A 23,103-nucleotide genomic window follows, 5' to 3' on the forward strand; every position below is an offset into this window, starting at 1 on the left:
CAAAAAAGCCTCTTGACCTTGCCACGATGGGAAGCCGCAGAACCTTGGAAGTCCTGTCCAAACGGAGCCCTGCCATGTGCACTTGCCAGACCCATACCGCCGCCGCTGAGCCCATCGACGCGGCTCTGACCTTCAAGGTCGAGGACATGACCTGCGGCCATTGCGCCGGCACCGTGAAGTCCGCGCTCGAACGCGGCCTGCCCGGCGCGATCGTGACGGCAGACCCGGCAGCGCGCCTGGTCTCGATCTCCGGCACGAGCGACCGCTCCGCCGCTGCGCGGCTGATCAGCGAAGCCGGCTACACGCCGGCCTGAACAAGCCGAGCCCGATCATGTGAGCCCGGGACGGAAACGACGATCTGAAGGTGGCGCGCCGATGCGCCGTCCTGTAGAGCCTAGGAGCATCTGTTATAACGTAACATTCAAACGGAAACCTACCGACCTCGCAGTCCGAACGTCCATCAGAGACGGGGCGACGAGCCGGAAGGTCTTCAGAGGAGGGGTTTGAACCATGCATAAGACACTCATCCTGGCTTTCGCCTGTGCTGCGGCCTGGCCCGCAGCGGCTCTCGCCCAGAGCGGCGGCAAAATCATCATTGCCGAGAATTTCGCGCCCAAGGCCGGCTTCGCGCTGGAAACCGACGACGCCAACGTCCTGTCCAAGGCCGGCTGCCTCGAGCCGCTGACCCGGATCGACTTCGACGGCAAGCTGCAGCCCTCGCTCGCCGAGAGCTGGACGCAGGCCGGGCCCGATACCTGGGACTTCAAGCTGCGCAAGGGTGTGACCTTCCAGGACGGCAAGCCGCTTACGGCCGCTGCTGCTGCCGCCTCGCTCAATGCCGTGCTCAAGGTTCCGACGCCGGCTCGCGCCTTCTCACCGCGCGTGATCAAGTCGGTAGAGGCGGTCGGCGAGGACATAATTCGGGTCACGACGCCGTCGCCCTCGGTTCTGACGCCGCTCCGGCTTGCCGCCGCCAATGCCGGCATCCTTTCGCCGGCAGCCTACAAGGACGGCAAGATCGATCCGGTCGGCACCTGTACCGGCCCCTTCGTCATCACCCGCGTCAACGGCCAGCAGAGCCTGAGCCTGAAGCGGAATGATGGCTACTGGGGCGGCAAGGTCGCGCTCGCCGAAGCCGAGATCAAGTTCATCCCGGACGCGAACGTCCGCGCCACGCAACTGCGCACTGGCGAGGCGGACGTCGCCGGCGCCGTGCCGGCCTCGACGTTGGCCACGCTGAAGCGGACCTCTGGCATCAAGGTCGTGACGCTCGCGACCCCGCGCACGACAACGCTGCTGGTCAACGTCAAGAAGCCCCCCTTCGACAACGAGAAGGTCCGCCAGGCCCTGCAGCTGGCGCTCGATCTCGAAGGCATCGCCGCCAGCGTTTATGAGGGCTCGGTCCAGCCCGCGGTCGGCCCCTTCGCGCCGCACGAGCCCTGGGTCCAGAAGGCGGCAAAGCCGGCCAGCTACGACGTCAAGAAGGCGCAGGCTCTGCTCGCCGAGGCCGGCATCAAGCCGGGCAGCCTCGATATCGAGATCATGGCCTATAGCGAGAAGATCGAATTCAAGGATCTCGCGGCGATCCTGCAGGATCAGTTCAAGGCCGCCGGCGTCAGCGCCCGCATCCGCCTCGCCGAATACAAGGCGCTGGAGCCCGACATGATCGCAGGACGCTACGACGTGGCGCTGATCTCACGCAGCCATCTGGTCGACGTCGCTGATCCCGCAGGTTACCTCCAGTCCGACTATGGCTGCGGCGGCGGCTTCAACCTGTCGCAGCATTGCGACAAGGATTTCGACGCAAAGCTGGCCACGGCGACGGCGGAGACCGATGCCGGCAAGCGCTACGCCGTCTATGCCGATCTGGCGCAGCATTTGCAGTCGAAGGCCGTGAACGTCTTCGTCATCCACGAGGCCGGCAATGACGGCTACAAGACCAAGGTCAGGAACTACCGGATCCATCCGCTCTATCAGTACACGCTGACCAAGGATCTCTCTGTCGACTGAAGGCGACGGACAAGAACGACGCCGGGCGCCGCACCGCACGGCGCCCGGCCGCCAGAACGCAAGGAGCCCAGCCGATGTGGCACTTCGCTCTCCGCCGCGGCACCGTCCTGTTGCTGACGCTGTTCGTGGTCTCCGTCGTCGCCTTCCTGATCCCCTATATCGGCGAGGGCGATCCTGCCCTGCTGGTCCTGCGCGCCCGCATCGCCGACCCGAATGTCGACCCCGCCACGCTCGAGGCGATGCGCCGCCAGCTCGGCCTCGACCGGCCGCTGGCGATCCAGTACCTCGCCTGGCTCGGCGACGCGCTGCGCGGCGATTTCGGCCTGTCCTTCATCCGCCGCGCCCCGGTCGGCGACATGCTTGGCGGCGCGCTTCTCGTCTCGATCACGCTGGCGCTCTCGGCCCTGCTGCTCGCCCTCCTGGTCTCGGCCCCGCTCGGCACGCTGGCGGCGATGCGCCCCGGCGGCCGGGCCGACACCGCCGCGACGCTGCTGACCCAAACCCTCATCGCCATTCCCGAATACTGGATGGCGCCGATGGGCATCCTGATCTTCGCGCTCTGGCTCGGCTGGCTGCCATCGGCCGGCTGGGACGGGCCGGCCTCGCTCGTCCTGCCGGCACTGGTCCTGGCGCTGCGCCCGCTCGCCTATTTCACCCGCATCATCCGTGCCGCGATGATCGACGTGCTCGACGCGCCCTACATCACGGCCGCCCGCAGCCGCGGCCTCGGCATGACCCAGACGGTGATGCGCCACGGCCTGCGCAATGGCGCCATGCCGGTCATCACCCTCTTTGCGCTCTGGCTCGCCGGCCTGCTCGGCGGCTCGGTCGTGGTCGAGGTCATCTTCGCCATCCCTGGCATGGGCCGGCTGATCTACGAGGCGGTGATCAACAAGGACATCCCCGTCCTGCAGGCCGGCTTCGTCGCCATCGTCGCGCTCGCCGTCGTGATCAACACGCTGGTCGATCTCGCCTATCTCGCCATCAATCCGGCCCTGAGGCACAGCCATGGCGCTTGAAGCAGCTTTACCGGATGCCGCCGCGCCCTCCCGCTCGCCGGTGAGCCCGCGCCACTCGCGCTTTTCCCGCCCGCACTGGACGCTCGTCGCCGGCGCGCTGCTGCTGCTCCTGGTCGCCTTGGCGCTCTGCCTCGGCCCTACGCTTGCGCCCTACGATCCGACGGCGCAGGCACTGATCCGCCGCTTGAAGCCACCGAGCGAAGCGCACTGGCTCGGCACCGACCATCTCGGCCGCGACGTGCTCAGCCGACTCCTCGTCGGCGGCCATTTCGCCGTCGTCATCGCCGCGGTGACGCTGACCCTGTCGGTCGTCTTCGGCACGCTGATCGGGGTGATCAGCGCCCGCAAGGGCGGTTTGGTCGACGAGGTCGCGATGCGCGCGGTCGACCTGCTGATCTCCTTCCCCGAGGTCGTGGTGGCGATCTTCCTGGTCGCGCTGCTCGGGCCCGGCTACGGCACGCTGATCCTGGCGCTGACCATCGTCGGCTGGACCCCCTTCGCCCGCCTCGCCCGCGGACTCGCCATCGAGATCAATGCCAAGCCCTATATCCGCGCCGCCGAGATTCTTGGTTGCTCGCGCCGCTTCATCATCCTGCGCCACATCATCCCGAACGCGATCGGCCCGATCTCGGCGATGGCCTTCCTGCGCTTCGGCCACAAGATGATCACCGTCGGCGGCCTCTCCTATATCGGCCTCGGCATCCAGCCGCCCCATGCCGACTGGGCGGCGATGATGGCGGAAGCACAGCCCTATATCGAGCGCGCGCCGTTGCTGGTCGTCTGCCCCGGGCTGGCGATCTTCCTGACCGCGCTCTCGGTGACCTGGATTGGGCAGGGACTCTCGCAGACGGGAGACAAGCCATGAGCGTCGTCGTCTCGCTCGCCGAGCGCCGGGTCACTGCCGCTCCGGCCGAGCCCTTGCTCGCGATCGAAGACCTGCATGTCGCGATCGGCCCGTCCGGCCGCGCCGCGCCGGTGATCGAGGGCATGAACCTCGAGATTCGCCGCAGCGAGATCGTCGCGCTGGTGGGTGAATCCGGTTCCGGCAAGAGCCTGACCGCCTTGTCCGCCACGCGGCTCCTGCCACGCGCGGCCGAGATCACCAGGGGCCGTATCCGTTTCGATGGCGAGGACGTGCTGGCGATGGGGCCGCGCGCCCTCGACGGCCTGCGCGGCAACCGCATCGGCATGATCTTCCAGCAGCCGCAGGCCATGCTCGACCCGACCTGCCGCGTCGGCGACCAGGTCGCCGAAAGCCTGCGCCTGCATCGTGGCCTGTCGCGCGAGGCGGCCGGGGCGAGGGTGGTCGAGCTCTTCCGCGAGGTCGGCATCCCGGCACCCGAGGCGAGGGCCCGCGATTTCCCCTATGCCTTCTCGGGTGGCATGGCGCAGCGCGTGATGATCGCCGCGGCGCTCAGCGCCGATCCGGACCTGCTCATCGCCGATGAGCCGACCACGGCGCTCGACGTCACCGTCCAGGCCCAGATCCTGCGCCTGCTCCACGAGCAATGCCGGCAACGGCGCATGTCACTGCTGCTGATCTCGCACGATCTCGGCATCGTCGCCGCCTTGGCCGACCGGGTCGCGGTGATGTATGCCGGCCGCGTCATAGAGGAGGGGCCGGCGCGCGCGATCCTCTCGGCTCCGCGCCACCCCTATACCCGCGCCCTCGTCGAGTGCTCCCTGCTGAAGCGCGATGCCGGCGGCCGGCTGGTGGCGTTGCCGGGCAGCGCGATCTCGGCGCGCGAGCTCTCGCATGGCTGCCGCTTCCAGCCGCGCTGCGCCATCGCGGCCCAGAGCGCGCATAATCACGACTGCTGCAGCAGCGAGCCGGCGCTCGCCTGCTGCCACGGCTCGCACAAGGCGCGCTGCTGGGCGGTGAAGCCGGAGCCCGAGGAGGCACAGCAATGAGCCTGCAACCCGCCACCGCCTTCCTCGACGCCCGTGACATGGTGAAGACCTATCCGGCTCCCGGCTGGCTGACGCGCGGCCGCCGCGTGAACTCGGTCGATCACGTCTCGCTCTCGATCGCCAAAGGCGAAGTGCTCGGTCTCGTCGGCGAATCCGGCTGCGGCAAGAGCACGGTGGCGCGGCTGCTGGTGCGGATGGACCGCGCCGACAGTGGTCTGATTCGGATCGGCGGGACCGAGATCGGCGGGCTCGCCGGAGCCGATCTGCAGGCGCTGCGCCGCAAGGTCCAGCTCGTCTTCCAGGACCCCTTCGGCGCGCTCGACCCGCGCATGCGGCTGGGCGAGAGCCTGGAAGCGCCGCTGCACGCCCACGGTATCGGTGACCGCGGCCAGCGCCAGGCCATCGCCCTCGACATGCTGCGCGAGGTCGGGCTGGACCAGAGTTTCTACGATCGTCTGCCGCGCGAATGCTCGGGCGGCCAGCTTCAGCGCGTCGTGATCGCGCGTGCTCTGATCCTGAAGCCCGAGCTGCTCGTCTGCGACGAGCCGACCTCGGCGCTCGACGCCTCGCTGCGCTCGCAGGTCCTCAACCTGCTGATCGACCTCAAGCGCCGCTTCGGGCTGACCCTGCTGATGATCTCGCACGACCTGCGCGTCGTGCGCGAGCTCTGCGACCGCATCGCCGTGATGTATCTCGGTGAGATCGTCGAGCTCGCGCCGGCGGCCGAGCTCTTCGCCAATCCGCGCCACCCCTATACGCGCGCGCTCATCGCCGCCTCGATGCTCGATAATCCGGACCTTTCGGCAGCCGGCGTCGCGCTGCGCGGCGAGCCGCCGAGCCCGCTCAATCCGCCCTCGGGTTGCCGCTTCCATGGCCGCTGCCCGCAGGCCGTGGCTCTGTGCGCGCAGAGCCATCCCGCCTTCGATCCGGCCGCCGGCCACGCAGCCCGCTGCCATTTCACCTGAAAAGTCGGTACCCGGAACGCCGAAGCGCTCCGGGTCGCGATGCTCAGCCCGCGCTCGGTGCGGTCGTTATAACGGCAGCCGCCGGCTTGCCCTGCTGCTGCGCCTGCAGGCCGCTCCAGCCATGCCAGCCAGTATAGAGCCCGACCAGGATGATCAGCGCGCTGGAGAAATAGGGCGCCCGCGCGGCCGCGGTCGAGAGCCAGCCGACCCGCTTGGTCGCCTGGCGCACGCCGATTGCCGCCACTGCACCGACCGTGACCAGCGTGATCGCCAGTCCGATCGAGAAGCAGAGCACCAGCACCGCCCCCAGTGAGAACTCGCGCAGCTGGATGCAGAGCAGCAGCACGGTGATCGCTGCAGGGCAGGGGATCAAACCGCCGGTGAGGCCGAACAGGACGATCTGCCAGGTGGTGACATTGCGGCCGACGAAGCGCTTGCGGATGTCGTTGGCATGCGACAGCGCATGGGCGTCCATGTAGCCGTCATTGGCGAGCTCAAGGCCCTTCTGCTGCCGGTGCAGCGGATCGCCGCCCTCGCTGCCCTGCAGGAAGGAGACGTCGTAGCCGTGCTCGTGGTCGCCGTGATCGAGGCTGAGCCGCACCATGAAATCATAGGGCTCGGCCACCTTCTCGACCGATTCCATGTAGCCGTCGCGGTCGACGAAGGTGAAGCGCTGGGTGCTGCCGTCGGGGCGCTCGGTGGTGAGCGTCACATACTCGCCCTGCCACTGGTCGCCGCTGATCACCGTCAGGCGGAAGTTCGCGGGCTTCTCCGGCGTGACCTCGAGCGCCATGAAGCCGTGCCCGGTGTCGATGCGGTGGCTCAGCGCCACCTTCGCCTTGTTCTGCTCGTAAGCCTCGACCTCGCGGGCATAGCGCTTGGCCTCCTGCTGGTCACGCCAGGTCCGGTGGAACATCCAGGCGGCGATGGCGATGATGATGACGGCGGAGACGAGCTGGAAATAAGGTTCGGTGGTTTCGGGGTCGAGCCCCTTGAACAGGTACATGCCGCCGAGCGCGATCCCCCAGACGATCGCCGTATGCGAGATTGTCGCGGCGAGGCCGAGCAGCACGGCCTGGAAGACGGTGCCGCGCACCGCGACGATGAAGGCCGCCATCATGGTCTTAGAGTGGCCGGGCTCGAGCCCGTGCAGCGCGCCGAGCAAGATGGCGGTGGGGACAAAGAACCAGGCGTTGGCAACGCCTTGCTGGAGCAGCTCCGTGAACGAGGTCATGTTGGTCCCGTCAGTTCGGCCGGGCACCACATCGCCGCGCCCGCCCGCAAAGGGGCCGTCGGCCGAGGATGGCGGTGCCCGATCCTCGCTTGTCCTGACCGAAGGCGGCGCGCGGACTCCTGCCGGCGCAGGCCCGGTCAGGGGGAATTCGACAAGGATTTGTCGAAATGGATGTAGGCCTCTCGCTCGACGATCTCGGCATAGCCGCGTCCGCGCCAGAAGCCGAGCGTCGCCGGCGCATCGGCGCTGGCGTGCAGATAGAGCGTGTCGTAGCCGAGGCGGTGTGCCTCGCTTTCGGCGGTCTCGTTGAGCCAGCGACCGATCCGCCGGCCGCGCTGGTCGGCGCGGACATAGACACGCACGAGCTGCGGCACCTGATCGGGCTGCGGATAGCGCGCCACCAAGTACGCGGCGAGATTGGACTTCCAGCCGAGATGATAGAGGCCGGCGGTCGCGACGATCGCGTCCCCAGCATCCCGCACGGTCCAGAACGCGCCGCGATTATGCGCGCTGTACCAGGAGCGCGCCGGCTCCGCGGTCAACGAATCGAGATCGGCATGCCAGTCCGGCCGATAGTCAGTGCTGTAGTATTCCTTGATAACCGCGAGGCAGAAGGCCCGCGCCTCGGCATGCCGGGCATCCGGCTGGTCGGGAAGCTGCTCGAGCGCGAGCATGGGGCGGGTCTCGGACATCTGTCTCATTTCCGCAGCTGGCGAAGGCTGCTCGACGCCACCGGCCACGTCCATCTTGCCGGTTGGCGAGAAATGTTATATCCCCTCCCCCAGGATAGGATCAAGCCAAAAATGGAACCGCACGAGCACATCCATCATCAGCGCCACCCCGAGATCATCACCCGGCTGAAGCGGGCAGAGGGGCATCTGCGCTCGACGATCGACATGGTGATCAATGTTCGCTCCTGCCTGGAGATCGCCCAGCAGCTCCAGGCGGTCGAAAGCGCCATCGCCAATGCCCGCAAGATCCTGATCCAGGAGCATATCGACCACTGCCTCGAGGAAGCCGCCGGCCACGTTCCGGCCGACGCCCGCGAACTGCTCAAGGAATTCAAAGCCGTCACCAAATTCCTCTGACGGCATGCCAGCCCCCGGCCGGCGGGCTACCGCCGGCCTTAAGACTGCAGAGGAGAGCACTCATGTCGCAGCCTGCCTCAATCCATATGGGCCACGGCCAGATGGTCGACATCGTCACCGTCGGCCCTGATGCCTGGGAGCTCGTCTTCAGCGAGGCGGGCGTCGCCGGCTACAAGGCTCCGCCGCTCGCCGAGGTCGAGGTGGATGCCATCGACGCCTCGGGCCGCATCCACCCGCTCGCTGTTTCGGCCGGCAGCAACGGCTCCCGCGTCAAGGCGAGCGGCCATGTCGCCGGCGCCTACCGGGCGCGGGTGCGCGTCCTCCACGGTGACCATTTCCACACACGGGAATCGCTGCTGCCGGGAGCCGTAGCCATCGCGCCAGCGCCAGGGCCGAACGGTGGTGCGCTCGCGCGCTTCGATGGCGGTCTCGATATCGAATTGAGCTGGATCGATCCGACGCGCTGGCAGCTCGCCTTCCTGCGGGACGGCAAGCCGGCAAGTGCGCCTGCCCCAACCACCGTCGTCGCGCAGGCCGTGGGGCCGCGAGCCGAGGACTACCAGATCCGGAACCTTGCGACCGAATCCGGCTCCAGCGGCGAAACGCTGATCGTCGGGGGCAAGATCAAGGATGCGACCTGCGCCCGGCTCACGGTGAAGGGGGTGGCGGGCGAGCAGGTCCGCAGCATCCCGATCGTCCCGGCTGCCTGAGGCCCTCGGACGGGTGCATCGGCCCCGCGGCGCTCGTCTTCCGGCGTTGCGCCAGGCCCGCAAAAGGAATGGGATGCGGCAAGGTTTTTGCCTTGCCGCGACGTGTGGGAGGTGGCCATGGATGAACTGCCGATCGGCGAACTATCCCAGGATACCGGCGTCAAGGTCCCGACGATCCGCTTCTACGAGCAGATCGGCCTGCTGAAGGTGCCTCGGCGCACGAGCAGCAACCGCCGCTACTATAGCGGCGACGACGTCAAGCGGCTGCGCTTCATTCGCCATTCCCGCGAACTCGGCTTCGAGATCGACGACATCCGCGCCCTGCTCGCCATGTATGACGAGCCGCAGTCCTCATGCGAGAGCGTCCACGGGATCGCCAAGCGCCATCTCGACCAGATCGAGCTGCGCATCAGCCAGCTCCAGGCGCTGCGGGGCGAGTTGCGGCGCATGGTCCACGAAGGTCAGCACGGTCGCATCAGCGATTGCCGCATCATCGAGGTGCTCGCCGACCACGATCAGTGCCAGCACGATCACGCCCGCGCCAGCGTCAGTGCGGAAAGACAACCCTACTGACCGCCGGCGCTCAATCGGAGCGTCGCTGGCTTTTTGTGGTCCGTGTAAGGCATAGCGTTGGAGACGCGATCTACGCTGCCATGTCTGCTCTCACAAGCGGCCGGCGTCAGCTGAAGGAGATTCCGCTCGGCTTCGTCACGGTGCTCGGTTTCTCGCTCGGCCTGGCGATCTTCGTCGTGTGATTTATATAGCGATTTCAATCGTATACGTGTTCGCAGATTTGTCCGGCCCGGCCCACCATTTGAATTGCTATCCATATGGTATTCCTTCTTTTGAACTCATCCCCGCGCCGGATTCCGAGGTTGTTCTAGCCCTGCCCCGGAAGGAGTTTTGCGACGGCGTGCTTCGCTGGGCGCTCCCGATTTGCGACGATTGTTGTTGAAGAACTGAAGGCCTGATCTGAACTTCCCTTTCCGCGGCTGAGGCATTAGGACTTCCAGCACGGGGCCTTCGCTGTGGGACATTTATGTTGAGCTTCCATGCTTCCGGCAGGAACGCAGAGATAGAGGCTCTTCGAGCGGTCGCCGTTATCATCGTCATTATCGGCCACGGGGGCGAGCTGCTGGGGTGGAAAGAGGCGCCATTCGCAAGGGTTCTAGCCTTTTTCGGCGGCGTCGATCTGTTCTTCGTGATCTCGGGGTATGTGATCGCGTCGGCCTATGTGGGCCAGTTCACCAAGGTCGTGGGCGACAAGAGTGCTTATTGGCGGCTTGTCGTTGCGTTTTGGATCAGGCGATTCTATCGGATCCTCCCCAGTAGCTGGCTTTGGCTGATCATCGTTATTGTCCTTGCTACCACCTACAACTCCACGCAGGTTTTTGGCGGGGTTCGAGGGGGCTTAGGAGATTTTATCGCCGTCGTTCTGAATATCGCGAACTTCCACTTCGCGAAATGTGTCGTGCCTGATGTTTGGTGCGGGAGCAACGGGGTATACTGGAGCCTTTCTCTAGAGGAGCAGTTTTACTTCTGTTTTCCATTTGTTTTGCTTTTGCCGCGCCGATACATGGTGTTGTGCCTGTCAGTAATTATTGTTATTTATCTCTTCGTTCCTAGAACAACGATGATCTGGTTTACCCGGATTGACGGCATCAGTTTAGGAGTTTTGCTCGCGATTTTCCGTTCCAGCGAAGTGTACGCGCTAGTCGAGCCTCGGTTATTTACCTCACGGCCTGCGCGGTTGTTCGCTGCCGTGTTTCTTATCTCGGCGATCGTCATCGTGCCGGGATCAACGGGTTTGGTTTCGTTCTATCCATCAGTCGTGGTCGGCGTATCTGGATTGTTGGTGCTGATTGCCTCTTACGATAAAAGCTATTTGTTCGCCTCCGGCATTTTACGGACGGTACTTGTTTGGATCGGAGAGAGGTCTTTCGCCCTTTATCTCATTCACAACCCCGTCTTTTGGTTCATCCGGGAAACGCAAGCTCGGCTGTTCTCCGTCGAGACGCTTTCGCCCGCAGTGTTATGCGCAGTTGCAGCGCTTCTGATGGTTGCCTTGGCTGATCTCAATTACCGTTTCTTTGAAACGCCACTGCGCAACAAGGGCAAATTGGTGGCGACGAAATTCGCCGCTGCGGAGCAGCCGGTCAGGCAAGCCGCATAAACATTACCTTCCAGTCTAACCGCCAAAACCACCCGCTTTGCCCGGGTTTTTCTGTGCCCAGAGCATCAGAATGAATTCCTTCATAGCTGGCCGCATCTCGTGAGTTGAGATGCAGGCCTGGCGGCAGTGTGAAGGAGGGGCATGGTCGGGGCAACCGAGCCCGCATCGGTCACCGACACCGCAAAAAAAAGCGGCCGGGGTTCTCCGGCCGCTGTCTTCAATCCTGTGCGGGCTGTCCGCCTTACTTGAACGCGATCAACACACCGTCGGCGCCGATCGTCGCCTGCAGGCCCTGGCGGCGGGTGTCGAGGCTGAGGGTCACGCCCTTGTCGTTCTTGAGCCAGACGCGGCCCTGGCCGGCGCGGCCGACGGCCCAGCCTTCCTTGAGCTGGACGTAGGGGCCGGCAAGGTCATTGCGGGTTGTCAGGCCGTAGACGCGCCCGCTCGCGACGACGCGCGCTGCGCCAATGCCGCCGATGCCGAGCCCACCGACCGAGATCGGATAGGAGCGGCCGCGATAGGTGAAGGTGCCGCCGCCGAGCTCGCCGGAGGCGATGAAGGCGACGGAGATCTGCTCGATCTTGACCGTGCCGGTCTGTGGGCCGAGCGTGCGGGGCTGGGCCACGGCCGTGCCTGTGACGAGGGCAAGCGCAGCAGCGCCGGCGAAGAGGGATTTGATGGCGGGCACGGTCAGTACTCCTTGGTGATGCAACGGAGTCTACAACTGCCGGGACGCCCGGCAGTTCCGTGCGCCCGCCTCGCCGCCTAGCGCGCTTTCCGTTCAGCCGGACTCGGCTGAACGAAGAGAATTCGCGCAAAATCAAAGGGTTGAGCATGTTCTCGCCGCAAAAGTGGTGACCACTTTTACGGAACATGCTCAGCGGAACGGCGGGCTGTACTGGATGCCGCCCTTGCTCCAGAGCTCGTTGGGACCGCGGGCCAGCTGCAGGCGCGAGCTCTTGCCGAGATGGCGCTCGAAGCTCTCGCCGTAATTGCCGACGGCCGAGATGACGCGCACGACCCAGTCGTTCGTTACGCCCATCGCTTCGCCCATTTTGCCGTCGAGGCCGAGGAAGCGCTTCACCTCCGGGTTCGAGGACTTCAGCATCTCCTGGACGTTGGCCTTGGTGATGCCGAGCTCCTCGGCATTGATCAAAGCGAGCACGGTCCAGCGCACCAGGTTGAACCAGGTCTCGTCGCCAGTGCGCACCCAGGGGCCGAGCGGCTCCTTGGAGACCACTTCAGGCAGGATGACGTGATCGTCGAGGTCCTGCAGCTTCATCCGGACAGCCGAGAGCGCGGAGATGTCGGTCGTGTAGGCGTCGCAGCGGCCGGATTCGTAGGCTTTCAGCGCCTCCTCCGATGTGCCGAAGGCGGCCGCCTCGTACTTCATCCCGAGCTTGCGGAAATAGTCGGCGAGGTTGAGCTCGCTGGTGGTGCCCTGGGCGACGCAGACCGAAGCGCCGCCGAGCTGGGCGGCGGAGGAAACGCCGAGCTTCTTCGAGACCATGAAGCCCTGGCCATCATAGTAGTTGACGGTGGTGAAGGTGACGCCCTGGCCGGCATTGCGCGACAGCGTCCAGGTCGTGGTGCGCGGCAGGACGTCGATCTCGCCGGCCTGCAAAGCGATCAGCCGGTCCTTCGAGGTCAGAGAGACGAAGCCGGCCTTCTCGGTGTCGTTGAAGATGATGGCGGCGAGCGCCCGGCAGATGTCGATGTCGAAACCCTGCCAGCGGCCATTGGCATCCTGCGTCGAGAAGCCGGCAACGCCGGGGCTGGTGCCGCAGATGATCTTGCCGCGGTCGCGGATCATCTTGAGCGTGTTGGCGTCGGCGGGCGCGGCGAAGCCGGCGGCCAGTGCCAGCGCAGCCGTCAGGCGAAGCAAAATCCGTTTCATCGTTGATCCCCTGTTGTTGTTTTCAGGCAAAGCTCTCCCGCCGCGGCGGAAGCGCTGCCTCCGCCGCGTTCGTCGTCTTCAGTCTTCCTGTCTCAGGCGACCTTGGCGGCCGCCGGCTGTTCCAGCGCGATCAGCAGCGCGTCGAGATCGTTCCAGAGGTCGTCCGGATCCTCGAGGCCGATGCTGATGCGCAGTGCCGGACCCGGATAAGGCCAAGGCGCAACGGTGCGCTCGCCGTCGAGTGCCAACGGCGCGATCAGGCTGCGCGTACCGCCCCAGGAAGCGCCGATGGCGAAGACCTTGAGCGCGCTCAGCGCTGCTTCGAACAGGGCGTCGGGCGCGGGCTTCAGCACGACGCTGAACACGCCGGAGGAGCGGCCCATGTCGCGCTTCCAGAATTCATGGCCGGGGCAGGAGGGCAGGGCAGGATGCAGCACCGTCTCGACCGCGGGCGAGCAGGTGAGGCGCCGGGCGAAATCCTCGGAGACCTCGCCCATATGGGCAAGGCGCAACGCCAGGGTTTCGAGGCCGCGCAGAGCGAGCTGGCATTCGTCGGGCGAGACGCCGACGCCGAAGCCGCGCAGTGTCTCCTTCAGCTTCTCGCGCAAGCCGAGATCGGCGACGGTGACCGAGCCGAGCAGCAGATCGGAATGGCCGCCGACATATTTGGTCAGCGCCTCACAGGCGAAATCGGCGCCATGCGCCAAAGGCTTGAAGATCAGCGGCGTTGCCCAGGTGTTGTCGCAGCCGACGAGCACACCCTTCGCCTTCGCCGCCTTCACGATGGCCGGCACGTCCTGCACCTCCATCGTGTTCGAACCCGGCGATTCGACCCAGACCAGCTTGACCCGCTCGTCGATCAGTCCGGCGATGCCGGCCCCGATCAGCGGGTCGTAGACGTCGTAGTCGATGCCGCGCGGCTTCAGGTACTCGTCGCAGAAGCTGCGCACCGGCTGGTAGACCTGATCGGGGATCAGCACCTTGTCGCCTGGCAGCAGCACCGAGAGCATGACGATGGTGACCGCCGCCTGGCCGGAGGGGACGAGCACCGTGCGTACGCCGCCATGCAGGGCGGTGAGCTGGGCCTCCAGCGTGCGGGTCGTCGGGGTGCCGTGCAGCCCGTAGGTGTAGCCGTCGAAGCCGCGATGCCTGCGGGCGAAGAAGCTCGCCGCATCGGGGTAGACGATGGTCGAGGCACGGTGGGTCGGCACCGTCAGGCTGGCATAGCCCTCCTCGTTGACGGCCGGATGGTGAACGCTGCGGGTGGTGTCGTGCATGGGGGCTCCTTTGAAGGGCATGTTCCCTCCGCGGCGCCCTGCCGGCTATCAGCGAAAACTTATGGCTCGATGCCTGAATGTTATGATTTCCAGTCTTGCGCGAATTCTTGTCGTTCGACCGATTTCGGTCGAACGGAATGCGCGCTAGCGGACTTCCATCAGGCAGTCGATGAAATCGCGCACCAGCTGCGATTTCGGTCGGTCGAGCGGCAGGATCAGCAGGCTGCGGCTCTGCACCTCCGGCTCGAACGGGCGCAGCACCATCCGTGACGGATCGGCGCCGGCGACCGCATAGGGGCTGACCAGGCCGATGCCGACCCCTTCGGCAACCAGGGAGCAGACCGTCGCCGCATAGATCGTCTCGACCACGACACGCGGCTTGACGCCGGCCTCGTCGAAGATGCGGTCTAGCCGCTGGCGGGCGCGGTCCTCCGGGACATAGGCGATGAAGGGGACGCCATCGAGATCGGCCGGGCCGATCACCTCCTTTCCCGCCAGCGGATGGCCGAGCGGCATGGCGCAGAGCGCCCGCGGCTGGACGAAGGGTTGGTGGAGGACGCCGGATGTGTCGATCTCGTCGGCGGCGAGGCCGATGTCGAAGGCGCCTGAGGCGACCCCGTCACGGACGTCGCGCGAGGGCAAGACCATCAGCGTCACCGCGATGTCCGGGCGCCTGTCGCGGAAGCGGCGCACCGCCCGAGGTACCAGCGAGGAGCCGAGCGCCGAGAGCGAGCCGATGCGCAGTTGCCCGGCGCCGTGGTCGCGGATGCGGGCGGCGGTGGCGCGAAGCGTGTCCATGCCGAGGAAGGAGGCCTGGACCTGGGCGTAGAACAGCTTGCCCTCGGGTGTCGCGACGATGCGGTTGCGGATGCGGTCGAACAGCATGAAGCCGAGCGAGCGTTCGAGCTCGGCGATGGCGCGGCTGACTCCGGGCTGGGTGACACCGAGGAGCTCGGCGGCGCGCGAGATCGTGCCGGCCTTCATCACCGCGGCGAAGGTTTCGAGTTGTCGGCTGTTCAAGCGGTGCGCGCCCCAGGCTGTCGTACGACGGCAGCCTAGTCGTGGTGCCGGGCGGAGGGAACCGCGCGAACACGGGCCCGGGACGCGATTTTACGGAAGGATCCCCCTTAACCGCGGGTTTACCCTGTTTCCGTAGGGTCGCCGGGCAGAACTCCAAGATGAAAGCGCAGCGTCAATGCACGCACAGGCCCTGAAGCTGCCTGATCCTGCCAATGAGGATGCGCCGAGCGCAGGGGCTGCGGCTCAGGCCGTGCGCGAGATCGCCGAGCGTTTCGGCAAGCTCAGCGCCGAGATCACCGATATGTCGGGACGTATCGGCGACGTCAATGCCGAGCTCGACAGGCAGACAGACGGGTTGCACCGCATGGTCGCCTCGGTCGATCAGGTGTCGCGCTCCAATAAGGCGATCCAGCATTCTGCCGAGGCCGCCCAGGAGGCGGCGTCCGTGGTCAAGAGCGGGCTCGAACGCGTCACCGGAGCGGTCCGGCAGGGCCTCAATGCGGCGCAGAACGATATCGCCGAACTGTCCGATGGCGCGCAGTCGATCTCGCAGGCGCTGAACGAAGCGGTGAGCCGGGCGCACAAGGTCCGGGAGGCCAGCGAAGCGATCCAGACGATCACGCGCGAAATCCAGCTGCTGTCGATCAATGCCGGCGTCGAGGCCGCGCGCAGCGGTGTCGCCGGCCGTGGCTTTGCCGTGATCGCCGCGGCGGTGAAGCAGCTCGCCGAGCAGACCCGAGACGCCACCTCGGCGAGCGCCAAGCAGCTCGACGCGCTGGTCGCGACCGTCGACCAGCTTGCGAAGCAGAGCGAGGCGAATGCGCAGGCCGCCCGGCGCGCCAGCGAGGAGAGCCAGGGCATTTCGCAGCAGATCGGCGAACTCGATCATTTCGGTCGCTCGGTGGTCGGGCTGATCAGCGAGATCGACTCGATCTCGACGCCTGCGCGCGAGAACGCCGTCGCCTTCGCGCAGGTCGGCAACGAACTGAAGGATTTGGCGGCGGGCGTCGATCAGTCTGGCCGCAACCTCGAGGTCGCGGCACGGCGAGGGGCGTCGCTGGTCTCGACCAGCGAGGCGATTCTCGGCGCGATCGCGGGCTCCGGCGTGCGCACGCCGCAATCGGACATGATCGAGATTGCCGTCGAAGCGGCAGCGACGATCTCAGACCTGTTCGAGCAGGCCGTGGCGAAGGGCGAGGTCGGCCTGGCCGAGCTGTTCGACGAGGCCTACCGGCCGGTCCCGGGCAGCGATCCCCAGCAGTTCATGAGCCGCTTCACGGCCTTGACCGACCGATTGCTACCGCCGGTGCAGGAGAGGTTGCTGACGGTGAACAAGCGCATCGTCTTCTGCGCAGCCATCGACCGCAATGGCTACCTGCCGACGCACAACCGCAAATATTCGCAGCCGCAGGGATCGGACCCGGTCTGGAACAACGCCAATTGCCGCAACCGCCGGATCTTCAACGATCGCACCGGGCTTGCTGCGGCGCGCAACCAGAAACCGTTCCTGCTCCAGACCTACCGGCGCGACATGGGCGGCGGCAATTTCCTGGTGATGGAAGACCTGTCGGCGCCGATCTTCGTCCGGGGCCGCCACTGGGGCGGGGTCCGGTTCGGGCTCAGTGTCTGAGAGGCGGTAGGGGAACCGGAGCGGTCGTCTCCAGTGTCGTGTTGAGTACGCGTTTCGAGTTGCTGACATGCATATCGCGCCATCCTTCCCCAATCTCTCGGTGCTGCTGATCGATCCCAGCCCGCACTATCGGCGGATCATCCGCACCATGCTCTACCAAGCGCAGCTGCAACGCGTCTTCGAGGCGGCCGACCTCTCCACCGCCGCGACGACCTTCATCCAGAAGCAGCCCAACATCGTGATGCTGGACTGGGACCTGCCCGATGGCGACAGCCTGAAATGCCTGGCCTCGATCCGCTCGTTCAAGACCTCGCCCTTCGCCAAGGCGCCGGTGTTGGTGATGATGGAGAAGCCCGACCGGCGCTCGGTGGTGCAAGCCGCCAAGCTCGGCGCGCACGAGATCATCGTGAAGCCGATCTCGCCCAATAATCTCTGGCTGCACCTGTCCGGCATCATCAACGTGCCGCGCAAGTACAAGGAAGCGAACGGCGCCATCACGCTGGTGCCGCGCGCGATCAGCAACAGCCTGTTCTGAAGCAGGAATTGTTGCCCCGGAATGGCCATAATCCTTCCCGCGACAGCGCGAGCTTAGCGAAATTTTTACTAATCCTGCAGATTCTGCCTAGTCACCAGTCACAGGGCGCGCCGCCGTGGTCATCACCGTCTCCCTTCCGCCTTTCCTCGGCCGATCAGAGGCTGCTGCGTTCCGCAATCAGCTCCTCGTCGCGCTGGAGCAGAAGGAAAGCATCGCAGTCGAGTGCGCCGAGGCCGGCCCGTTCCCGAGCCTGTGGATTCAGCTCATGCATGCGGCTGCGACCAGCGCCAAGGCGCGCGGACTCAGCGTCACGCTCAAGGCGGTGTCCGAAGAATGCCGCCAGTCCTTTCAGGCGATCGGGTTCGACCCGGCCCAAAGCGCCCTCGTTCTGGAGTGATGCCGCGATGAAGATCCTCGCGATCGACGATACCAAGACCCTGCTCAGCCTGCTCAGCATGACGCTGCGCAATGCCGGCCACGAAGTGGCCGAGGCAGAGAACGGCGAGGAGGGGCTGGTGCGTTTCGACCAGTTCAAGCCAGATCTCGTCATCACCGATCTCAACATGCCGATCATGGACGGCATCGAATTCACGCGCGCCTGCCGCGCGCGAGCGGCAGGCCAGAACACGCCGATCATCGTGCTGACCACCGAGAATGGCGCAGAGATCAAGGCGGAAGGCCGCCGCGCCGGCGCCAGCGCCTGGATGGTCAAGCCGTTCGAGCCCAACACCCTGCTCGGCCTCGTCGCGCGCTACCAGAACTGAGGCGGTCTATGGATCCGTTGGCGGAACTCAAGCAGACTTTTTTCCAGGAATGCGATGAACTCCTCGGCGCGCTGGAGCAAAAGCTCCAGTTGCTCGATGAAGGTTCGACCGATCCCGAGGACGTCAACGCCGCCTTCCGCGCCATCCACTCGATCAAGGGTGGCGCAGGCGCTTTCGGCTGCACCGACCTTGTCGGCTTCGCACATGTCTTCGAAGCTGCGCTCGACCATTTGCGCTCGGGCCGCGTTGCGCTCGGGGATGCGCCATTCGCCCTGTTCCTGCGCTGCTCGGATGCGGTCTCCGATCTCGTCAACGCTGCGCGCAACGACGAGGTCGCGCCGGTGCGCCCCGATTTGCTCGCGGCGCTCGAGCAGGTCGGGCAGGCCAAGGCGGCGCCGTCGGCCGCTCCGGCCGCGCCCGCGGCCGATGCACCGCCCGGCATTGCTGCACTCGGCAACCTCCTTGCCCTGGTCGACTCCAAGATGGGCGCGCCGGCACCGGCGGTGCCCGCCAAGGAGGATGACGGCTGGGACGACGAGCCCGTCGTCGCTGCGCCGGTCCGCAGGCTCGGCTATGACGTGCGCATCAAGATCACACCGGAAGCCGACCTGTTCCGCCGGGTGATCGAGCCCCGCGTGGCGATCGGCATCCTGCCGGCGGAGGAGATCGTCTCGGTCGCCTGCGATCTCAGCCATGTCCCGCCACTCGAGGCCCTCGACGTCACCGATTGCCATATGCGCTTCGAGGTGATGCTGCGGACTGCATTGTCGGCCGAGGAGATCGTCTCGAAATTCGACTTCACCCTCGCCAATGAGGAGTTCGAGGTCGAGGTCCTGGCGGATGCCGAGATCGAGACCGCCCCCGCGGTTCCGGCCGAGGTGCCGCAAAGCGTCGCTGCCGACCTGTCGGCGATCCTTGCCCGGCTCGGGCCGAGCGCCGATGCCGCGCCGGAGCCCGACATTCACCCCGTCGCTGCCGTGGTTCCGGTCGCCGCTGCCGCAGTGGCCGCAGCCCCAGCGGCGCCGCGTGCGCCGGTGCGCCCCGCCGCCAACGATACCGTCGCAGCCCGCCAGCGCCAGGCCGTCAGCGTCCGCGTCGATCTCGATCGAATCGACCGGTTGATGAACCTGGTCGGCGAGATTGTCATCACCCAGTCGATGCTGGTCGAGTGCGTGCGCTCGCTGCCCTATGACGTCTACGCCAAGACCGCCGAAGGCATCCTGACCCTGTCGCGCCAGACGCGCGAGTTGCAGGACCACGTCATGGCGGTGCGCGCCCAGCCGGTGAAGGCGGTCTTCCAGCGCATGCCGCGCCTGGTGCGCGAGCTCGCGCAGACGCTCGGCAAGGAAGTGAAGCTCGTCCTCGAAGGCGAGAACACCGAGGTCGACAAGACGATCATCGAGGAACTGGCCGATCCGCTGACCCACATGATCCGCAATTCGATGGATCACGGCGTCGAGACGCCGGAGGAGCGCATCGCCGCCGGCAAGCACCCGGAAGGCACAATCAAGCTGATCGCCGAGCATCGCGCCGGCCGCATCGTCATCTCGGTCACCGACGACGGACGCGGAATCGGTCGCGACAGGCTGCTGGCCAAGGCGAAGTCCCGTGGCCTTGTCGGCGCCGACGAGAAGCTCGCGCCGGAGGAGATCGATCAGCTGATCTTCGCCGCTGGCCTGTCGACGGCGGACGCGGTCAGCGACATCTCCGGCCGCGGCGTCGGCATGGATGTCGTCCGCCGCAATGTCGAATCGCTCGGCGGCCGTATCAGCGTCGATTCCGAGCCCGGCCGCGGCTGCAAGTTCACGCTCGCTTTGCCGCTGACGCTCGCCGTGCTCGAAGGCATGGTGATCCGCTGTGGCGACGACCGCTACGTCATCCCGATCGCCAGCGTGATCGAGACCCAGCACCTCGCCAACACGCCGATCGAGCACCTGACCTTCGGCCAGGAAGTGCTGCGCTGGCGCGGCGAGATCACGCCGCTCCACCGGCTCGGGGCCGTGATGGGCTCGGCCGGCACGCGCGACGAGAACATCATCATCATCGCGGAGACCGAGCGCGGCGGCAATGTCGGCATCGCCGTCGACGAGATCGTCGGCCAGCAGCAGGTCGTCGTGAAGAGCCTCGAATCGAATTACGGCACGGTCAACGGCGCCTCCGCCGCGACCATTCTGGGCGACGGCCTCGTCGCCCTCATCCTCGATGTCGACTCGATGTTGCGCTTGGCCGCATCGGGCGTCCGCCAACCCGTTCCCGAACTCAAACTGGCTGGATGAACCATGTCCCTGCAGCTCAGCGAAAAGCACTTCACCTCGGCGCAGCCTGAGTCCGCGGCGCGCCGGATCGTCACCTTCCGGGTCGGCGACCGTACCTTCGGTATCGATGTCGGCATGGTCCGCGAGATCAAGGGCTGGCAGGCGACGACGCCGCTGCCGCATGCGGCGCCGCATGTGCGCGGCGTGCTCAACCTGCGCGGCGTCATCCTCGCGGTCTACGATCTGCGCACCGCGATCGGGCTCGGTAGCACCGAGGCCACTGCGACCCATGTCATCGTCGTCGTCGACGTCGAGGACAAGACCGCCGGCCTCTTGGTCGACTCGGTCTCCGACATCGTCGACGTCCCGGTCAGCGCGGTCCGTCCGGCGCCGGATCTGGAGCGCGACGAGCATGGGCTGATCGAAGGCCTCGTCCTCCTCGACACCGAGATCGTCGCCTTGCTCGACCTTGCGGCGGTGATCCGTGACGGCGGTGACAACCAGGACAAGCAACTGCGCGTCGCCTGAGCATCCGATGGCCCCAGGCAGCGCCCAGCCGGTAGGCCAGAGATCAGTCCGATCGCCTGAGAGACAAACGAGCCGATGAGCCAACTGGGCGTCCTCTCGAAACTATCGGTCAAGCTGCCGGCGCTCTTCGCCGGCGGCGCTGCCGTTTCGGGCGGGCTCGTCGCATTCGCGGTTCAGCAGAGCGCAGCCGCAAAGCTCGGCGCCCTCGGCCTCTCCAGCCAGCAGGCCGATGCAGCATTGTCGGCGCTTACAAGCCTGTCGCTGCCCTTCGGCGCTGCCGGCCTCGCCATCGCCGCCGGCCTCGGCTGGCTGACGGCCCGTTCGCTGACGCGGCCGGTGACGGCGCTGCGCGAGGGCATGGAGAAGCTTTCGGAAGGCGCTGCAGAAGACATGCCCGGGCTCGCCCGCCGCGACGAGATCGGCGATCTGTCGCGGGCGCTACGCCAGGTCCAGGAGAGTTCCCTCGAGGCAGGACGCATCCGCACAGCGCTCGACGGCTGCCGCACCTGCATCATGGTCTGCGATGCGCAGGACCGCGTCGTCTACGTCAACAAGTCGCTGCTGAGCTTCTTCAGCGGGGCGCAGGAGGATTTCCGCGCCGCCTTCCCGGGCGTCTCGGCCAAGGACATGCTCGGCAAGGTGCTGGAGCTGTTCGCCGGCACGCAGGGCGTTCCAGAAGCCCGCACCATGCGCGTGCCGCTCGGCCGGCGCATGGTTGCGCTGACGCTGACCACGATGACGCAACCTGGCGGCCAGCGACTCGGCTCGACGATCGAGTGGCGCGAGCTGACCGAGGAATTGCGCGCCGCCGATGAGGTCGCGGCTGTCGTCGCCGCGGCGGCCGGGGGCGATTTCTCCCGGCGCGTGCCGCTTGCCGGCAAGCCGGAAGCGCTGCAGCGCATCGCCGAAGGCATCAACGAGATCAATACGATCGTCGAGGCTGCCACGAACGAATTCGCGGCGGTTCTGTCAGGGCTCAACGAGGGCGACCTGACCGGTCGCGTCGACGGCGCCTATGACGGCCGCCTCGGCGAGCTGAAGGCCGGACTCAACCAGACGCTGGCGCGGCTGACGCAGACGGTCTCCGGCATCCAGGTGGCGACGGCACAGGTCGCCGCGACGGCCGGGGAGATCAGAGGCGGCGCGGAAGACCTAGCCGGTCGCACCGAGCAGTCGGCTGCTGGGCTGGAAGAGACGTCGGCGACGACCGGCCAGCTCGCGACCTCGATCGGACAGAGCGCCAGCCGCTCGCGTGCCGCGACCGCGCTTGCCGGGGAGGCGATGGCGGTCGCCGGCAGTGGTCAGGAAGCCGTGGCCGAGACGATCGGCGCGATCGGGCGGATGGAGCAGTCATCGGCGCGGATTGCCGAGATCGTCTCGGTGATCGACGGCATCGCCTTCCAGACCAATCTGCTGGCGCTCAACGCCGCAGTCGAAGCGGCTCGCGCCGGCGACGCCGGCAAGGGCTTCGCCGTGGTCGCGAGCGAGGTCCGCACGCTGGCACAGCGCTCCGCCACCGCCGCCAAGGACATCAAGGGCGTGATCGCCAATTCCAACGCTGAGGTCGCCGAGGGCGTGCGCCTGGTGCGCCGGACCGGCGAGACGCTCGGCCGCATCGTCACGGCGGTGGAGCAGGTCTCCGCCACCATCTCGGAGATTTCGCAGGCAAGCGCCGAGCAGGCGACCGACATCGCAGCGATGAGCCGGTCCGTCGCGGCGATGGACGAGGCGACCCAGCAGAATGCGGCGCTGGCCGAGCAGAGCGCCGGCTCGGCTGCGAGCCTCGCCGAGCAGACGCAGGCGCTGCGCGAGCTCGCCAGCTTCTTCCAGCTGGGCAGGGCGGTCCAGGCGCGACCAGCCTCGATCGAGCCGAGCTGGCAGCGCCCGGCCGCCGCGAACGTGCCGACCGAGCCGCGACGCCTGCCCGTTCGCCACGACACCCATTCCGCCGAAGCCCGCCTCGTCACTCCGCGCCGCCGCGTCGCCGGCGGAGGACGGAAGGACGAGTGGGCCGAGTTCTAGTTCTTATCGCCAAGGCCGAAGCATGCTTGCGCCTCAACCTGCCCAGTCAGACACCACGCTCAGCC

At 66.5% G+C, this 23,103-nt stretch carries 23 protein-coding genes; 17 read left to right on the forward strand and 6 right to left on the reverse strand.

Annotated features, from left to right (window positions below; all coding sequences use genetic code 11):
* Window positions 1-74 precede the first annotated feature (74 nt).
* From B6S44_RS24225 to B6S44_RS24250, 6 genes are all read left to right on the forward strand, one after another.
* The gene (locus B6S44_RS24225) at window positions 75-314 is read left to right on the forward strand and encodes a heavy-metal-associated domain-containing protein (RefSeq protein WP_129159435.1); all 240 of its coding nucleotides are present in this window, start codon (window positions 75-77) and stop codon (window positions 312-314) included.
* A gap of 196 nt (window positions 315-510) precedes the next feature.
* Complete coding sequence (locus B6S44_RS24230; RefSeq protein ID WP_129159436.1) at window positions 511-2,010, forward strand: ABC transporter substrate-binding protein; 1,500 nt, start codon at window positions 511-513, stop codon at window positions 2,008-2,010.
* A gap of 74 nt (window positions 2,011-2,084) precedes the next feature.
* Window positions 2,085-3,029, forward strand: a complete 945-nt coding sequence (locus B6S44_RS24235; protein ID WP_129159437.1) for an ABC transporter permease — start codon at window positions 2,085-2,087, stop codon at window positions 3,027-3,029.
* Entirely contained in the window at window positions 3,019-3,894 is an 876-nt protein-coding gene (locus B6S44_RS24240; protein ID WP_129159438.1) for an ABC transporter permease, read from the forward strand. The genes B6S44_RS24235 and B6S44_RS24240 overlap by 11 nt, the downstream gene beginning before the upstream one ends.
* Window positions 3,891-4,940, forward strand: a complete 1,050-nt coding sequence (locus tag B6S44_RS24245; RefSeq protein ID WP_129159439.1) for an ABC transporter ATP-binding protein — start codon at window positions 3,891-3,893, stop codon at window positions 4,938-4,940. The genes B6S44_RS24240 and B6S44_RS24245 overlap by 4 nt, the downstream gene beginning before the upstream one ends.
* Window positions 4,937-5,905, forward strand: a complete 969-nt coding sequence (locus tag B6S44_RS24250) for an ABC transporter ATP-binding protein (protein ID WP_129159440.1) — start codon at window positions 4,937-4,939, stop codon at window positions 5,903-5,905. The genes B6S44_RS24245 and B6S44_RS24250 overlap by 4 nt, the downstream gene beginning before the upstream one ends.
* Window positions 5,906-5,948: 43 nt before the next feature.
* Here the strand turns inward: B6S44_RS24250 and B6S44_RS24255 are convergent, their stop codons facing one another.
* Both B6S44_RS24255 and B6S44_RS24260 read right to left on the reverse strand, forming a co-directional pair.
* Complete coding sequence (locus B6S44_RS24255) at window positions 5,949-7,139, reverse strand: nickel/cobalt efflux transporter (RefSeq protein WP_129159441.1); 1,191 nt, start codon at window positions 7,137-7,139, stop codon at window positions 5,949-5,951.
* A 137-nt stretch (window positions 7,140-7,276) separates the two neighbouring features.
* Window positions 7,277-7,831 carry a GNAT family N-acetyltransferase gene (locus B6S44_RS24260; protein ID WP_164985945.1) on the reverse strand — a complete coding sequence of 185 codons (555 nt, stop codon included), beginning with the start codon at window positions 7,829-7,831 and terminating at the stop codon, window positions 7,277-7,279.
* 111 nt (window positions 7,832-7,942) lie between these two features.
* Between B6S44_RS24260 and B6S44_RS24265 the strand changes: the two genes are divergently transcribed.
* The 4 genes from B6S44_RS24265 (at window position 7,943) to B6S44_RS24280 (ending at window position 11,110) form a co-directional block, all read left to right on the forward strand.
* On the forward strand, window positions 7,943-8,227 hold the full coding sequence (locus B6S44_RS24265; protein WP_110489659.1) for a metal-sensing transcriptional repressor: 285 nt from the start codon (window positions 7,943-7,945) through the stop codon (window positions 8,225-8,227).
* A gap of 62 nt (window positions 8,228-8,289) precedes the next feature.
* Window positions 8,290-8,937, forward strand: coding sequence for a hypothetical protein (locus tag B6S44_RS24270; RefSeq protein WP_129159443.1), 648 nt, complete (start codon window positions 8,290-8,292; stop codon window positions 8,935-8,937).
* Between the two features lie 117 nt (window positions 8,938-9,054).
* Window positions 9,055-9,510 (forward strand): MerR family transcriptional regulator, encoded by a 456-nt coding sequence (locus tag B6S44_RS24275; RefSeq protein ID WP_129159444.1) that lies wholly within the window; start codon window positions 9,055-9,057, stop codon window positions 9,508-9,510.
* Window positions 9,511-9,976: 466 nt separating this feature from the next.
* Window positions 9,977-11,110: an acyltransferase family protein gene (locus tag B6S44_RS24280; RefSeq protein WP_129159445.1), complete on the forward strand. Its 1,134-nt coding sequence runs from the start codon at window positions 9,977-9,979 to the stop codon at window positions 11,108-11,110.
* 241 nt (window positions 11,111-11,351) lie between these two features.
* Here the strand turns inward: B6S44_RS24280 and B6S44_RS24285 are convergent, their stop codons facing one another.
* The 4 genes from B6S44_RS24285 to B6S44_RS24300 all read right to left on the reverse strand — a co-directional run bounded on the left by B6S44_RS24285 (window position 11,352) and on the right by B6S44_RS24300 (window position 15,304).
* The gene (locus B6S44_RS24285; RefSeq protein ID WP_129159446.1) at window positions 11,352-11,798 is read right to left on the reverse strand and encodes a hypothetical protein; all 447 of its coding nucleotides are present in this window, start codon (window positions 11,796-11,798) and stop codon (window positions 11,352-11,354) included.
* Between the two features lie 189 nt (window positions 11,799-11,987).
* Window positions 11,988-13,007, reverse strand: coding sequence for an amino acid ABC transporter substrate-binding protein (locus B6S44_RS24290; RefSeq protein ID WP_129159447.1), 1,020 nt, complete (start codon window positions 13,005-13,007; stop codon window positions 11,988-11,990).
* A 92-nt stretch (window positions 13,008-13,099) separates the two neighbouring features.
* Window positions 13,100-14,284 carry a cystathionine beta-lyase gene (metC, locus tag B6S44_RS24295; protein ID WP_129159448.1) on the reverse strand — a complete coding sequence of 395 codons (1,185 nt, stop codon included), beginning with the start codon at window positions 14,282-14,284 and terminating at the stop codon, window positions 13,100-13,102.
* Window positions 14,285-14,428: 144 nt separating this feature from the next.
* Window positions 14,429-15,304: a LysR substrate-binding domain-containing protein gene (locus B6S44_RS24300; protein WP_129159449.1), complete on the reverse strand. Its 876-nt coding sequence runs from the start codon at window positions 15,302-15,304 to the stop codon at window positions 14,429-14,431.
* 175 nt (window positions 15,305-15,479) lie between these two features.
* On the opposite strand from B6S44_RS24300, the gene B6S44_RS24305 reads away from it, so the two are divergent.
* The 7 genes from B6S44_RS24305 to B6S44_RS24335 all read left to right on the forward strand — a co-directional run bounded on the left by B6S44_RS24305 (window position 15,480) and on the right by B6S44_RS24335 (window position 23,038).
* Complete coding sequence (locus tag B6S44_RS24305) at window positions 15,480-16,934, forward strand: methyl-accepting chemotaxis protein (protein WP_129159450.1); 1,455 nt, start codon at window positions 15,480-15,482, stop codon at window positions 16,932-16,934.
* Between the two features lie 67 nt (window positions 16,935-17,001).
* Window positions 17,002-17,469 carry a response regulator gene (locus B6S44_RS24310; RefSeq protein ID WP_110488886.1) on the forward strand — a complete coding sequence of 156 codons (468 nt, stop codon included), beginning with the start codon at window positions 17,002-17,004 and terminating at the stop codon, window positions 17,467-17,469.
* A gap of 115 nt (window positions 17,470-17,584) precedes the next feature.
* The gene (locus tag B6S44_RS24315; RefSeq protein WP_129159451.1) at window positions 17,585-17,866 is read left to right on the forward strand and encodes an STAS domain-containing protein; all 282 of its coding nucleotides are present in this window, start codon (window positions 17,585-17,587) and stop codon (window positions 17,864-17,866) included.
* Window positions 17,867-17,873: 7 nt separating this feature from the next.
* Window positions 17,874-18,233 carry a response regulator gene (locus B6S44_RS24320; protein WP_126109519.1) on the forward strand — a complete coding sequence of 120 codons (360 nt, stop codon included), beginning with the start codon at window positions 17,874-17,876 and terminating at the stop codon, window positions 18,231-18,233.
* An 8-nt stretch (window positions 18,234-18,241) separates the two neighbouring features.
* Window positions 18,242-20,509: a chemotaxis protein CheA gene (locus B6S44_RS24325; protein ID WP_129159452.1), complete on the forward strand. Its 2,268-nt coding sequence runs from the start codon at window positions 18,242-18,244 to the stop codon at window positions 20,507-20,509.
* 3 nt (window positions 20,510-20,512) lie between these two features.
* On the forward strand, window positions 20,513-21,016 hold the full coding sequence (locus B6S44_RS24330) for a chemotaxis protein CheW (protein ID WP_057190852.1): 504 nt from the start codon (window positions 20,513-20,515) through the stop codon (window positions 21,014-21,016).
* Window positions 21,017-21,091: 75 nt separating this feature from the next.
* Window positions 21,092-23,038: a methyl-accepting chemotaxis protein gene (locus B6S44_RS24335; RefSeq protein ID WP_129159453.1), complete on the forward strand. Its 1,947-nt coding sequence runs from the start codon at window positions 21,092-21,094 to the stop codon at window positions 23,036-23,038.
* The last annotated feature ends 65 nt before the right edge of the window (window positions 23,039-23,103 follow it).

Source organism: Allobosea sp. Tri-44 (assembly GCF_004123845.1).
In the GTDB taxonomy this organism is placed as follows: Bacteria; Pseudomonadota; Alphaproteobacteria; order Rhizobiales; family Beijerinckiaceae; genus Allobosea.

Excerpts from the sequence above, each read along its gene's own strand:
- B6S44_RS24225 (WP_129159435.1), top strand. The coding sequence starts at position 75 with ATGTGCACTTGCCAGACCCATACCGCCGCCGCTGAGCCCATCGACGCG.
- B6S44_RS24260 (WP_164985945.1), bottom strand. The coding sequence starts at position 7,831 with ATGTCCGAGACCCGCCCCATGCTCGCGCTCGAGCAGCTTCCCGACCAG.
- B6S44_RS24330 (WP_057190852.1), top strand. The coding sequence starts at position 20,513 with ATGTCCCTGCAGCTCAGCGAAAAGCACTTCACCTCGGCGCAGCCTGAG.
- B6S44_RS24310 (WP_110488886.1), top strand. The coding sequence starts at position 17,002 with ATGCATATCGCGCCATCCTTCCCCAATCTCTCGGTGCTGCTGATCGAT.
- B6S44_RS24255 (WP_129159441.1), bottom strand. The coding sequence starts at position 7,139 with ATGACCTCGTTCACGGAGCTGCTCCAGCAAGGCGTTGCCAACGCCTGG.
- B6S44_RS24240 (WP_129159438.1), top strand. The coding sequence starts at position 3,019 with ATGGCGCTTGAAGCAGCTTTACCGGATGCCGCCGCGCCCTCCCGCTCG.
- B6S44_RS24235 (WP_129159437.1), top strand. The coding sequence starts at position 2,085 with ATGTGGCACTTCGCTCTCCGCCGCGGCACCGTCCTGTTGCTGACGCTG.
- B6S44_RS24275 (WP_129159444.1), top strand. The coding sequence starts at position 9,055 with ATGGATGAACTGCCGATCGGCGAACTATCCCAGGATACCGGCGTCAAG.
- B6S44_RS24320 (WP_126109519.1), top strand. The coding sequence starts at position 17,874 with ATGAAGATCCTCGCGATCGACGATACCAAGACCCTGCTCAGCCTGCTC.
- B6S44_RS24290 (WP_129159447.1), bottom strand. The coding sequence starts at position 13,007 with ATGAAACGGATTTTGCTTCGCCTGACGGCTGCGCTGGCACTGGCCGCC.
- B6S44_RS24245 (WP_129159439.1), top strand. The coding sequence starts at position 3,891 with ATGAGCGTCGTCGTCTCGCTCGCCGAGCGCCGGGTCACTGCCGCTCCG.
- metC (WP_129159448.1), bottom strand. The coding sequence starts at position 14,284 with ATGCACGACACCACCCGCAGCGTTCACCATCCGGCCGTCAACGAGGAG.
- B6S44_RS24230 (WP_129159436.1), top strand. The coding sequence starts at position 511 with ATGCATAAGACACTCATCCTGGCTTTCGCCTGTGCTGCGGCCTGGCCC.
- B6S44_RS24250 (WP_129159440.1), top strand. The coding sequence starts at position 4,937 with ATGAGCCTGCAACCCGCCACCGCCTTCCTCGACGCCCGTGACATGGTG.
- B6S44_RS24270 (WP_129159443.1), top strand. The coding sequence starts at position 8,290 with ATGTCGCAGCCTGCCTCAATCCATATGGGCCACGGCCAGATGGTCGAC.
- B6S44_RS24280 (WP_129159445.1), top strand. The coding sequence starts at position 9,977 with ATGTTGAGCTTCCATGCTTCCGGCAGGAACGCAGAGATAGAGGCTCTT.
- B6S44_RS24335 (WP_129159453.1), top strand. The coding sequence starts at position 21,092 with ATGAGCCAACTGGGCGTCCTCTCGAAACTATCGGTCAAGCTGCCGGCG.
- B6S44_RS24265 (WP_110489659.1), top strand. The coding sequence starts at position 7,943 with ATGGAACCGCACGAGCACATCCATCATCAGCGCCACCCCGAGATCATC.
- B6S44_RS24305 (WP_129159450.1), top strand. The coding sequence starts at position 15,480 with ATGCACGCACAGGCCCTGAAGCTGCCTGATCCTGCCAATGAGGATGCG.
- B6S44_RS24325 (WP_129159452.1), top strand. The coding sequence starts at position 18,242 with ATGGATCCGTTGGCGGAACTCAAGCAGACTTTTTTCCAGGAATGCGAT.